Here is a 13165-nt window from a genome sequence, read left to right as displayed (position 1 = left end):
TCGGGTGGACCAGGCCAAGACCCATGCGCATCTCGCTGTCGATCGTCATTCCGGTCTTCAATGAACAGGAGAGCATTTCGCTGTTCCTGGATGCAGCGCGTCCCGCGGTCGCCCGAGCGCTTCAGCTCATCGGACCGGACGCTCGAGCCGAATTTCTGTTCATCAATGATGGCAGCACTGACCGCACCTGCGACATATTGACGATCCTCGCCCGTCTGGACCCCGATGTCCGCCACATCACCCTATCGCGCAATTTCGGCAAGGAAGCGGCATTGGCTGCCGGGATCGACCGGGCGAGGGGAGACGCGGTTATCCCGATCGATGTCGATCTGCAGGATCCGCCGGAAGTCATTATCGCCATGGTCCGCCAATGGCTGGCGGGGGCGAAGGTGGTCAATGCGCGCCGCGCCGATCGGTCCAGCGACGACTGGTTCAAGCGTTGGAGCGCGCAAGGCTTCTATCGCCTCATCAACCGCCTTTCGGATCACCCAATCCCGGAGAATGTCGGCGATTTCCGGCTGCTCGACCGGCGGGCGGTGGACGTCATCAAGCAGCTGGGAGAACAGGCACGCTTTACCAAGGGGCTTTTCTCGTGGGTGGGCTTTCGCGTCGCCACGGTCGATTATGAACGTGCTCCACGCGAGGCTGGAAGCAGCAAATGGCGCGTCAGCAAGCTCTGGTCCCTCGCCGTGGATGGCATCACCGCCTCGACCACCATGCCTTTGCGGATTTGGTCCTATATCGGCGGCAGCATCGCCCTGATGGCCTTTGCCTATGCCGCCTTCCTGGTGCTGCACACGCTGCTGACCGGAGTGGATACGCCGGGCTACGCCTCGATCATGGTCGCCGTGCTGATGCTGGGGGGCCTCAACCTGATGAGCCTTGGCATCATCGGGGAATATCTGGGCCGCGTCGCGCAGGAAGTGCGCAATCGGCCGCTTTATGTCGTGGCGGAGGAAAGCGAGCCTATAGCGCCGCGTGCTATCCAGCCCCAAGCCAAGGAAGAGGACGAATGGACCGATCAGCCTATGCGAGCATGAGCGCGCAGGAGCAGGATCATTGGTGGTTTGTCGCGCGTCGCGCGATCATCGACAGCCTGGTCCGCACCCATGTTCCGTTGCCTGCCGACGCCCGCATCCTCGAAGCGGGATGCGGCACCGGCGGCAACCTTGCGCTGCTGGCACAATATGGTGTGCTCGATGCCATGGAATATGATGCGGACGCCCGCGCCCTGGCCGCTGCGCGAGGTCTGTGCCGGGTGGACGCAGGCGCCTTGCCCAATGCGATCGGTTTCGGCGAAACGCGCTACGGTCTGATCGCGCTGCTCGATGTCCTGGAGCATATCGATGAGGATGAAGCATCGCTATACGCTCTGGGTAGACGGCTCGCGCCTAACGGGCGGTTGTTGCTTACCGTCCCGGCTGCGCCCTGGCTCTGGTCGGACCATGACGTGCTGCACCACCACAAGCGTCGTTACACCCATGATGGCCTGCTGGAAGTGATCCGCGCAGCAGGGTTGAAGGTCGAAGCCTCCGGCCATTTCAATAGCCTGCTTTTCCCGCTCGCGGTAGCGCAGCGCTTCGCTCATCAGTTGTTGCGCCGTGACACGCCCCTGGACGCGCGTCCGTCGCCGCTCGTCAATGCCGCGCTTCAGCGGATGTTCGCGGCAGAGCGACATCTGCTTGGCCGCCTTTCCTTCCCCTTGGGCTTGTCACTTTACGCCATTCTCTCGGTCTGACGGAGCGTTGCGCGGATCATAGGGCAGCCTCCAGGTGCCGTCCCAGCAGCGGGCCGGTTCGCTCGCCGAGGCGCGGGCCGGATGGGTAGGGCGGATGAGCGAGGGAACCTTATCGACAGGCGCCAGATAGGAGCCCTTGGGGAAGGCAGCGAAGGTCTGGTCCCATGCCTTGAAGAAGGTGCAGCGCACTTCGGGTGCGGCAGGATAGAGCATAGCGCGCCGTATCTCGGCGAGGCCGGTCAGGCTACCGATGGCAAGCACCACCATAAACCAGCGCCACCTCTCGCCCCGTTGCACGATATGATCGCTGACCATGACCGTGACCAGAGCCAGGGCAGTGATTGAGCCGCGCATCATGAAATCGGTCGACCAGCCTATCTGCACAAAGGGGATGAGCATCAGCCAGGCAAAGGCCAGCCACAAGCTGTCCGATCCGAATCGCGTCGATTGCCCGGCGATCGCCAGAGGGATGAGATAAGGAAGCGTTTCGAAGGATTGGAAAAGCAGCCATTGGACGAAGGGGATCGGCTGAAAATGGAAGCCGACGTCATCCGATGCCGTGCCCAGATAGATGAGCGAGGGCAGGCAAAGGAGAAGCGATCCCGCCGGAGCCAGGACATCGCACGAGCGCAGCGAACGCGCGATCAGTGTTCGCAACCCTGCCAGCGCGACAAAGGGCATGGCTCCCATCAGCCCCAGCGGCGACCAGAGCGCCGTCATCGGCAGTAGCGCAAGCCACGGCGCGAGGGGCACGCGGCCCTCCCGCCACAACATATAGCTGACCGCGCCCACCCAACCGGCAATTGCGTGCTGCGGCACCCAGAAAAGCAGGGTGATGGTCGAGGAATATTGGATCTCGGCCCAGTCTTCCATGTGACCGGTGAGCATTCCCTGCATGAGCAGGTCGCCAATCGCATCCATGCCGGAAAACAGGATGAATATCGCCAGGCCGATCAGGCGCGAGCGCTGATTTATGAACAGCTGGCTACCCAAGGCGAGCAGTAACGCAACCAGCGTGGTATTTTGCAACAGCAGGGCGATATCCGCCGCTCTTGGGCCAAGAGCCTTGAAGACCAGCGCGGGTACCAGGAACATGCCGATCGGCGCGCGCAGCAGGTCGGGCTCAGGGCGTGCCGTATAGATGAAAGGCCAGGGATTGATGCCCATGTCCCGCAACACGGCAAAGCGCACCTGCCAATCCACATTGGCGTAGAAGAACCGTCCTTCGCCGCTCAGTACCAACAGGCCCAGTGCGACCAGGAAACAGGTCAGCAAGGTGGTGAGGGCAATATCGCGGCTATCCTTGGTGATTTTAACGGTGAAGAAGCAAAGTCCGCCGACGATCAATGCGCCAAGCACGTAGGCCCAGCCGGGCGCGGTATCGAGAAACCGCCAAAGCAGTAGCTGGCTGCTGCCCAGAAGAGCGGCAAGAGATGTCCAGATCCAGCGTTGTGCGATGAAAATGGAGCGCTGATTCCCCGAGACCATGGCAGCGGCGTCAGTGGATGGCCCGATATGGCCGGCCGAGGTGGATGTCTCCCCCATTTTCCAGGTCCCCAAAAATCACCCGCCTAGGTCGATAGAGGAGCGGTGCCATATGGCAAAGGGCGGTAATGGAAAAAATGTGCGTTCAGTTCAACTTGCTGATCGACTCGCGCATGTGGTCGGTGCCCACGCTGGCATAGCGCTGGACCATTCTGAGCGATATTCAGCCGCCCATGTGCATGTTGGTGAAGAGGTCGATCCGGCCTGCTTGCAGGCTGTCTCGTGCTGCGTCTTCAGCGAATTGCTTCCCGGGATGCGGCCAAGCTGCGTGTCCTTGTAAGGCTCGCCAAAGCGGTTGAAGAATACATGGCCATCACCAATCTGGCGCGGGGTTGAAAGTCGCATGCCAAAAATATCACAAGCTGATTTCAATGCTCCGCCTTTGACGCTCGCCCGATTATATTTAAAACAGATGTGAAACGAATGACAAAATGACACGATGGCTGGGTATCGTGCGTCTGAAAATCACTTGGCAATCAGATTCTTTCCGCGCATGAAGCCAGCAAGTGGGGGTCGGTTCATATTGCAGCCGGCTCAGACTCAAACTATTTGTCTTTGCTCAGATAATGTGGGTTATGATCAACGACCTTCCCAAAATTGTGCCAGTAATCCTGTCGGGTGGTTCCGGCACACGGCTTTGGCCCGTCTCAAGACCTGAACGTCCAAAGCAACTTCTACCGCTGACAGCGGATGAAACTATGCTGCAGCTCACAATGAAGCGGATTAAAGGCTTCAGGGCAGCGTCGATCGGCCGCCCGATCGTGGTAGCTAGTGCTGCGCATGCCAGCATCATCCACGAGCAGATCACCGTCAGTGGTTTGGAGGATTATCTCGTTCTGCTCGAACCCTTCGGCCGCAATACGGCTCCTGCTATCGCGTTGGCTGCGTTCGAAGCGCAGGCGAGCGATGCAATGCTCGTCATGCCAAGCGATCACACGATCGCTGACTTGCCTGCCTTCCACGAAGCGATTGCCCGCGCTCTACCTCTGGTGGCTGAAGGCTGGCTCGTCACGTTCGGCATCACACCGGATGCTCCCGAAACGGGCTATGGCTATATCAAAATGGGCGAGATCTGCGGAGACATGATCCATGAGGTCGTCCGTTTTGTCGAAAAACCCAATGCGGACCGTGCTGCTGAGATGCTTGCCGAGGGCAATCATGCATGGAACGCTGGCATTTTCATGTTCCGTGCTGACGCCTATCTGGCAGCATTGGGGCGGCACCAGCCCGCTATACTTGCTGCGGTCAAAGCTTCGTTGGCAGCGGCGGAACGGAATGGCCTGCAAATTGTCCCTGACCCGCAAGCCTTCGCTGTCTGTCCATCGGATTCCGTCGATTATGCCGTAATGGAACGTGAGGCCCGTGTGGCATGCGTGCCGGTAAATATGGGTTGGTCGGACGTCGGGAGCTGGGATTCGCTGCACAGCGTCAGCATCAGGGACATGGACAATAATGCCGTCCGGGGTGAAGCGATACTTTTAGGCGCACGGAATTGCCTCATCAATAGTGATGGCCCTCGGGTCACCCTGGTCGATGTCGATAACTTGATCGTGGTGATATCGCAGGGCGAGGTCATGATCCTGCGCCGGGGGGAATCTCAGAAAGTGAGGAAGGTGACGGAAGCCATCAAAGCCGCGGCGATGGCTGCCGAATAGCTTGAACGCTGGACGATCCCTCTTTCTGCTGATTCCCGGAGATATATGACGCAAACTGTTTCGATTGCCGATCTGATGTCGCTATCCGGCGTCACTTTCGGCACCAGTGGTGCGCGCGGGCTCGTCAGTGCGATGACCGACCGCATATGTTTCGCCTACACCTGCGGGTTCTTGCAACATTTGGAGAATATCGGGCAGTTCGCACCGGGAAGCCATGTGGCGATTGCCGGCGATCTGCGCCCTTCTTCCTCGCGCATCATGGCTGCCTGCGCTGCAGCTATCCACCACAAGGGCGGTCATGTCGACTTCTGCGGCTTTGTGCCATCCCCCGCTGTAGCTGCCTATGGCTTTGCCCGGGGAATCGCGTCTCTGATGGTAACTGGAAGTCACATCCCTGACGACCGCAACGGCATCAAGTTCAATCGCAACGATGGCGAAGTGCTCAAATCCGATGAGTTGGGAATTCGCGCCCAAAATATCACGCTGCCCGACCTGTTCGATGATGAGGATATGCTGGGGGAGCCGACCCCACTGGGCCCACTCATTGATGTCGCAACAGCTTATGTCGCCCGCTATGTCGATGCCTTTGGCACCGAGGCGCTACAGGGGCTGAGGCTTGGCATATATGAACATTCGGCGGTTGGCCGCGACATTCTGGTAAGGCTGGTCGAACAATTGGGGGGAGAAGCCTACCGCCTCGGCCGGTCGGAAACCTTCATCCCAGTTGATACTGAGGCTGTTCGGCCCGAAGACCAGGCTCTCGCCCGTCAATGGACGTCCGAACTGAACCTCGACGCGATTCTCTCCACCGACGGAGATTCGGATCGACCGCTGCTGGCAGACGAGTCCGGAACGTGGATTCGGGGCGATATACTGGGCATCCTATGCGCGCGAGCTCTGGGCATCAAAGCCGTAGCGACGCCGGTAAGTTGCAACAGCGCGGTCGAATTGTCTGGTTTGTTCGACGCGGTAAGCCGTACCCGCATCGGATCTCCCTTCGTGATTGAGGCAATGAACAACCTGATAAATGCGGGGCAGGTCACCGTATGCGGCTATGAAGCGAATGGCGGGTTCCTTCTCGGGGCAGAGGTTCGTTTAGAAAATACGCGCCTGTCCGCATTGCCTACGCGCGACGCGGTCCTGCCGATTCTTGCTGCGCTGGTCGATGCGCGGCGGCAAGACGTCTCCTTGTCGATGCTTCCGCGTCAATTGCCTGCGCGCTATACATTCAGCGAACGGTTGCAAAATTATCCCACTGCCCAAAGCAGGGCGCTGATCGCGCATTTGGAGGCAGGAAGCGAGGCGGAAATATTGGCGCGACTGACCGCCACATTCGGTGGTATCGCTGGTGAAGTGGACGGTATCGATCTTACTGACGGGCTGCGTATCCATTTTGCAGGCGGCGACATCATTCACCTGCGCCCAAGTGGCAACGCGCCCGAACTGCGCTGTTATACGGAAAGCGACACATCGGAGCGGTCGGTCGCCAACAATGCGAAGGCGTTGGAGGTGGTGCGCGATCTTGTGATCGGGTGACTCATCATCCTTTGGATGTCTATCTGAACGCTCGCCGGTGCGGCTTGGGCGATAGTAAATAGCTTTGCTCCTTCCGAAAAAGCCGACATGCCCACCTCCCCCAGATAGGCATGTGCGATGCGCCTCCATTGCCTCCTGTAAATTGGCCTTCTAGGGCGTAAATATGCGGTGGATCACAAGCTGGCTGGACCGTATGTCCAGGAGATGGGGACTTGGTCCCAAGTCGAACGGCCTGACTGTCCGGCGGGGCACGGCCGTGCATATCAGATTCGCTAACATGGCCCGTGCACGCCAAGACTGGGCCACTGCTGCATCCGGTTATCGTCAGGCAGTGACCCATGAACCGCATTTGCACCATCTGTGGATTCAGCTTGGGCACATGGAAAAGGAAGGAGGCGCCATCGATGCTGCCAGAGCGGCTTATGAAATGGCTGCGCAATTACATCCTAATGATGCTGAACCCCTGCTCCATTTGGGGCATATGGCGAAGGCATGGTATCAGCCGGTGGACGCAGCCCGATATTTCATCCGGGCGTTGAACCGAGACCGGGCAAATCTGGAAGCACTGTCGGAACTAGCGCGAGCGATGCCCGACCCCGATGCAGAAGCGGAAACATGGATCGATGCGCTGACCTTGCTAGGCATCGATCCAGCAATTCAAAAAACTGAAGGTCATCAACCTCTGCCCATCGGTGCGGTCCTGCTGGACGTGACTGACCTGATCGCATTCTTCGGTAAGCGCCGCTTGCCCACGGGCATTCAACGCGTCCAGATCGAGATATCGCTGGCTGCCATGGAAGGAATTGTTCGGCCGATATACTGTATCTATTCCAGCGTACAACGAGGATGGATCAAACTCGACAATGACCGTTTCGAGGCGCTTTGCCGTTTGGCTAAACAGAGCGACGATGCAGAAGATCCGGCGTGGAAAGCGCACCTGAACGACATGTACCGACTGATCGCTGTATCACGGACGGTTCATTTCCCGCGCGGGGCCATCTTAATCAATCTGGGCACGTCTTGGGCAGATCGCAATTACTTGCTTGATATCCGGACGGTCCGGACCCGCGATGCCGTCATTTATGTTCCTCTCGTCTTCGACCTGATCCCGATGATTGAGCCGACTTGGTTCATCCAGTCGCTTGTGCGCGACTATCGCGCTTGGTTCAGGTCCCTTCTCCACTCGGCTGATGGTTGTATCGCCATTTCCGAGGCCACGCGGCGCGATCTTGTCGAAAAATCGGCACAATGCGGTGCCCCCATGGCAGCAAGTGCCGTTCCCGTCGTTCGCCTTGATGGCGATTTCCGGCAGCTCTCGGCCAGTGTCGACGTCCTGCAGACCTTTGGCTTGGAGCCGCTCGGCTATGTCCTGTTGGTCTCGACGCTTGAACCCCGAAAAAATCACATGGGAGCGTTTAGGGCCTGGATGTCGCTGGCTGACAGTTTGGGTGAATCTGCTATGCCGCATTTGGTATGTGTGGGCGGGCGTGGTTGGCTAAACGATGATTTACACCGGATGTTGCGTGACAATCCGGGGTTACAGCGCTTGGTGCGTATCCTCCACGGCGTTCCCGATGACGGATTGGCCGCGCTGTATGAAAATTGTCTTTTCGCACTTTATCCAAGCTTCTACGAAGGGTGGGGGCTGCCGGTCTCCGAGGCCTTATCCTACGGCAAAATTCCGGCGATTTCAGGTGTTTCCTCTCTACCGGAGGCTGGGGGGTCTTTCGCTCGCTATTTCGATCCTCATGATGCCGCCCAAATCGCGGCCACCGTGCGCACACTGCTGGACGAGAAAACGCGACTTGGTGCTGAGGGAGCAATTCGGAAGAGCTACGCGCCTCGAAGCTGGCAGCAAATTGCAGCCGAGCTGATGGTGAAGGCGAAAGCGATTCCATCGCGCACGCGCGACACATTACCTCGAATCACTGGCACAGGGGTCTGGTCGCTGTCCCTTTCACGGCAAGGGAGCGATGACATAATGTCGGGTGATCCCCTTCGCCATGGCTATGGTTGGCTGGCGCCAACCATGGAAGGTTGCGGCATCAGAGGCGAGGATGCCGCGCTGTGGTTTTGTTGGTCGGGATCGCCCAATGCGCATTTACATATTCATGTGATGGCGACAGGCGATCCCGTCACGATCGCGATTGGTTTAGACGGTCTCACCCACAAGGTTCAGTACAATGTACACGGACCCACGATCTTGTCCTATCCACTCCCCCATATCCCGGGTCCGCTGCGACTAGCTATAACACCGTCGGCAGGGGAGATAATCGTGGAGAAAATCATTATTTCGTACGAAATATAGAGATCAGTACCGATTTTCAGCGGGTGAGCAGCAACATGACGTCATTGGTCGGGGAGGCTGCAAGGATCGCCTCCTTATGTGTTGGCTGTACGCCACTCTCGAATGTGATTTCGGCAAGACGAAAGCCGTCAGACGCTATCCTGTCGATGAACGCGCCCGGATCGGCATAACGCACGCGCGCGAATTCAAGTACGATTGTCAGAGGACGACCGCTTTGAAGGATGCCCGCCATACCGTGCCAGATCGCCTGTTCGGATGTGTCAGCATCGATCTTGATGATATCCGCGTCGAGCAATTCATTGTAGCTGTCGAGCCTACGCGTGCGGAGCAGGCGGCTTACGGTTGTGTCATCTGCGGAAACGGGATGGCCTGCGGGCAAAAGATGGGCATTTTTCGGTTCGGCGGAGGGCACAACCAGCAAAACGTCTGCCTCGACGTCTGCCAATGCCTGCTCATGCACGGTAGCAATGCCGTCAAAACCATTAATCGCAAGGCTTTGAATCATCCGCCGCGCCAAATCGGTGTTGGGTTCAAAGGCGTGAACCTGTCCCGCTGGACCGACGAGATCCGCCATCAGCAAGGAGAAATAGCCAAGGTTGGCACCGACATCCACCACCTTCATGCCGGGTTTGACCAAATCTGCCAATAATTCGGTAAGCCACATTTCCCAATAGCCGTCGAGCAGCAGATGACTTGAGAGCCCAACGTCAGAAGTATCTACAATCATCTTATATCGGCCCAGCACTCGGCACAATGAGCGCCCTTCACCCAGATAAGCGTTCGCGCAAAGTTGGCGGATCACCGCTTCGTTGCGTTGTCGCGGATAGGTTCGGAGATGATCGAGATGAAATAGCCGCATGCCGTCGTCTTTGCTGGAACCGGGGCGAAAGCGAGACAGGATATCCGTACGGGGAAAAATATGCTTCATATATCCGCCCATATGCCAAACCGAATGGTAAGGCGACAATTACCGTAAACAGCGATGGACGCATTGAGTAGCATCGCGCAGCAGGATATGGCAGCCACCATGATGCATAAAAATAGGGAACCGGCGACTTTCGGATCGCGTCTAACTGGCCCGCCTGTGCCAGTGGCGAATTTATATCGTATGATGCTCGTATCGAGATAGAAGCTCCCGCATGACTATGATTTCAAACACTTCCGGTTCCACCGGGGATCGCGGCTTTTGGCACGGTCTGAAGGTCCAGGGAGACGTGATCGGCGCCCTTCTGATGCGCGAACTGCATACCCGTTATGGTCGCGAAAATATAGGCTATCTCTGGGTTTTCCTGGAACCGCTCAGCCTGGCTAGCGCAGTCGCCCTGCTTCATGCCGGGCATGGTTTGCCTCACGGGGGCATTCATCCAGTTCCGTTCGCCATCCTTGGGTATACTTTGTTCATCATGTTTCGGGGCATGGTGACTCGTGCCGATGGCGCGTTGGAATCCAACATGCCACTACTCTATCATCGCCGTGTTACGATCTTCGACATGATGCTGGCACGCGGCTTGCTGGAGGGCGTCGGGACGACGATGTCCTACATCGTGCTGATGGGCCTTGTCACTGCATTGGGAATGTCTGAACCGCCCGCCCGCATGCTGGAATTATTGACCGGCATTGGTCTGATGTTCTGGTTTTCTTTCTCTGTTTCGCTTTTGATATGCGCCTGGACGCACGATAATAAGCTTGTTGCGCGGTTCGTACACCCGATCACATATATTTTGATGCCGCTATCGGGGGCATTTTACCAACTTTCTTGGGTCCCGCAGCCATATAAAAACTGGCTGACTTGGTTCCCATTGCCTACAATCTTTGAGCTTTTGCGATATGGCCAGTTCCATGCCGCCAAGGACACCTATGTCGATATACCCTATGTTGTCAGCTGGTGTCTGTTTCTGACATATGCCGGGCTCGTCTCTATCAGAATAACAAGACGTCGCATTCATCTTCACTAAGGTGTATATATCTTGGATCATTCATCTTCAACAGCTCGAACTTGGCTGCTAGGCTGGTTCCACAAGCACCGTAACTGGTGTTTGATCGTGCTGCTCCCCACTGCCCTGGTCGCGATATATTATTACCTGATAGCGGCCGATCAGTACCAGTCAGAAGCGCATTTCGTCGTAAGGACGTCGGATACTCCGGCTGCACCCAGTGGCCTCAGTCAAGCGTTGACGATGGTTGGCGGGACTTCTTCCGAACGCGACGCCATGGTCGTCGCGGATTATCTGGAATCGCATGATGCAGTTGCCGCCCTGCAATCGAGGATTGGCCTGAGCCAGAGATTTCAGAGGCCGGAGGCTGATGCTGTGTCACGCCTTTGGTTCACTAGCCCGACGCCTGAACAGCTTGAAAAATATTTCAAGGGTAAGGTCGATGTGGATGTTAGTACCGAAACCGGCATCACCACATTGAAGGTCCGCAGTTTTCGGCCCGAGGATTCCTACCGTATCATCCGGGAACTACTCAAGCTGGGCGAAGGCCGGGTCAACATGCTCAACCAGCGCAACTATGCCAACGCGATCACCATGTCACAGCGTCGCGTGCACGAAGCCGAGGCCAATCTGTCGCAAATTCAGCGGCAGATCACGCAATTTCGTCTGAGTGAGCAGGACTTCAATCCGCAGGTTACCGGAGCGTCCAGAACAAGTATGGTATCCGACCTCCAGGGCCAGCTTGCTATCGCGAAGGCTCAGGAAGCCTCCATGGCTGGCGTTGTTTCCGCCAATAGTCCACAGCTAGTGGCGCTGCGGCGGCGTGTTGCAGCCTTGTCCCGTCAGGTCGTGGCGGAGGGCGCAAAATTGTCTCGAGGGCCTGGCAATGTCGCAGCGGGTATGGGTGCCTACGAAGGCATTAAGGTTCGGCAGGAAATGGCTGGAAAGCAGTTGGAGATCGCATCGGCGGGGCTTCAGCGGGCGCAGGATGACGCCCGTCGCCAGCAGTTGTTCGTCGTGCCGGTTGTCGATCCGAATATGCCCGTAAAAGCCCTGTACCCAGAGCGCACTAAAACCGTGCTGACAGCCTTTTTAACTTTGATGCTTGTTTATGGTATAGGTTGGCTAATTACCGCCGGCGTTAAGGAACATGCCGCCTAAACCGGCATGGCGTGCCCGGCGCACCTGGCGCCGGGCACGCCATGAGCTTTACCGCGTGGCATTCTGGACAGCGATGACCGGCGAGAACAGCTGCCCCAAAGCCTGCACCAGCTTAAGAGGCTGGTTGGCTGAAGCGTTGCCGATATAAATAAGGTCCTTGTCTCGCATAACGAAACGTTGCGCTAGGAAGTAGTTTTGCGCCTGCATCATGTTGATGCGGTAAGCAACCGGCATCATCACACTCTCAGTGGATGCCGGCGATTTGCCCAGTTGCTCGGCTGAGCCTGCATCAGCTGTCAGACGGAACACGAACACCGATCGCGGATCGGCACGACCGTCGTTCGGGCCGCCAGCACGCGCCAAGGCCTCGGCTAGGGTCAATGTGCGGCTTTCGAACGGGATTTGCGATATCCGGTCCAGCGCTCCGAAAACGGTAAAAGTACGAGGCTGGCGGATCAATTCGATACGATCGCCGCCCAACAGCACTAGATCATCTGGAGATCCTGCGCTGATACTATCGAGCGATTGCTCCGCCATGTGGCCGCGGCGCGTGAACCGAACCATGACGTCCTGCGCGCCGGTACCGGTAGCAGTGGACGAACCAGTTTGCGCCGTCCGGCTAATGCCGCCTTTTTCTGCGATTGCATCAAGCAGTCGCTCGCGCGCCAATGAAAGAGGCAAGCGCCCTGGATTTGCTACATCCCCCATTACGACGACGGCATTAGCGATATTTCGGCGAAGGGATACAATCACCTGCGGACTTTGGGACTGGCCCTGTAATCTCACCACGATCTCATCCTGGACCTGAGCTGCCGTGAGGCCCGCGACCTTTATGGTTCCGATATATGGCAGACTAATGTTGCCATCGCCGTCCACGACAACTCCGCCATTACCGATCGTTTCGTTGCTTGCGGAGAGATCAGCTTCGGTCCCCGTAGAAGCATTAGCGCTTCCGATATTTGCACGGCCACCAAACAAGGTGACACCTACTTCGAAGATCTCAACAGACAGGACATCGCCCGGACCTATCCTATCGACTAGACCATCGGTAGCGAGAGTGGCAAGCGCACCCGTTGGACTGTTTGTCGTCGACAATGCGGCGATATTCTCTGGCGCGATATCTATGATCTTGAAGCCGATCGTGTTCTGTTTCGTCGCGCTCCTCGAGATTTGGCTTCCGGTCGGGCCATTTCGAGGCAATGTCGTGCAGCCGCCCAATGCCGTTGCGGCTAACAGGATGAGTTCGGGTCGTACAGTTCGCACCCAGCGCTTGACGTACATGATATCA

Annotated in this window: 10 protein-coding genes; 7 read left to right on the top strand and 3 right to left on the bottom strand. The window is 57.4% G+C overall.

What is annotated here, in order from left to right:
- The first annotated feature begins 23 nt into the window (after positions 1-23).
- Positions 24-1040 (top strand): glycosyltransferase family 2 protein, encoded by a 1017-nt coding sequence (locus tag H5V43_RS11455; RefSeq protein WP_025550134.1) that lies wholly within the window; start codon positions 24-26, stop codon positions 1038-1040.
- Entirely contained in the window at positions 1013-1738 is a 726-nt protein-coding gene (locus H5V43_RS11450; RefSeq protein ID WP_025550135.1) for a class I SAM-dependent methyltransferase, read from the top strand. Before H5V43_RS11455 ends, H5V43_RS11450 begins: the two co-directional genes overlap by 28 nt.
- Here H5V43_RS11450 and H5V43_RS11445 read toward each other — a convergent pair.
- A complete protein-coding gene (locus tag H5V43_RS11445; protein WP_244968621.1) occupies positions 1712-3283 on the bottom strand; it encodes a hypothetical protein in 1572 nt (523 codons plus the stop codon). The two genes, H5V43_RS11450 and H5V43_RS11445, sit on opposite strands and share 27 nt — an antisense overlap.
- Positions 3284-3858: 575 nt before the next feature.
- Between H5V43_RS11445 and H5V43_RS11440 the strand changes: the two genes are divergently transcribed.
- From H5V43_RS11440 to H5V43_RS11430, 3 genes are all read left to right on the top strand, one after another.
- A complete protein-coding gene (locus H5V43_RS11440; RefSeq protein WP_025550136.1) occupies positions 3859-4938 on the top strand; it encodes a mannose-1-phosphate guanylyltransferase/mannose-6-phosphate isomerase in 1080 nt (359 codons plus the stop codon).
- A gap of 45 nt (positions 4939-4983) precedes the next feature.
- Positions 4984-6474 carry a phosphomannomutase gene (locus H5V43_RS11435; protein WP_025550137.1) on the top strand — a complete coding sequence of 497 codons (1491 nt, stop codon included), beginning with the start codon at positions 4984-4986 and terminating at the stop codon, positions 6472-6474.
- Between the two features lie 277 nt (positions 6475-6751).
- Entirely contained in the window at positions 6752-8782 is a 2031-nt protein-coding gene (locus H5V43_RS11430; protein ID WP_193666666.1) for a glycosyltransferase family 4 protein, read from the top strand.
- Positions 8783-8798: 16 nt separating this feature from the next.
- Here H5V43_RS11430 and H5V43_RS11425 read toward each other — a convergent pair whose 3' ends face one another.
- Entirely contained in the window at positions 8799-9710 is a 912-nt protein-coding gene (locus tag H5V43_RS11425) for an FkbM family methyltransferase (RefSeq protein ID WP_025550139.1), read from the bottom strand.
- 211 nt (positions 9711-9921) lie between these two features.
- Here H5V43_RS11425 and H5V43_RS11420 point away from each other — a divergent pair, with 211 nt between their 5' ends.
- Complete coding sequence (locus tag H5V43_RS11420; protein ID WP_025550140.1) at positions 9922-10737, top strand: ABC transporter permease; 816 nt, start codon at positions 9922-9924, stop codon at positions 10735-10737.
- A gap of 87 nt (positions 10738-10824) precedes the next feature.
- A complete protein-coding gene (locus H5V43_RS11415; protein WP_373278254.1) occupies positions 10825-11877 on the top strand; it encodes a KpsE/RkpR family capsule polysaccharide export protein in 1053 nt (350 codons plus the stop codon).
- Between the two features lie 48 nt (positions 11878-11925).
- Here the strand turns inward: H5V43_RS11415 and H5V43_RS11410 are convergent, their stop codons facing one another.
- Positions 11926-13158 carry a polysaccharide biosynthesis/export family protein gene (locus H5V43_RS11410; RefSeq protein WP_128830796.1) on the bottom strand — a complete coding sequence of 411 codons (1233 nt, stop codon included), beginning with the start codon at positions 13156-13158 and terminating at the stop codon, positions 11926-11928.
- Positions 13159-13165 lie beyond the last annotated feature (7 nt).

Origin of the sequence: Sphingobium fuliginis, from assembly GCF_015074805.1 — a bacterium.
Lineage (GTDB): Bacteria > Pseudomonadota > Alphaproteobacteria > Sphingomonadales > Sphingomonadaceae > Sphingobium > Sphingobium fuliginis.
This window is presented reverse-complemented; position numbering and strand designations above follow the sequence as displayed.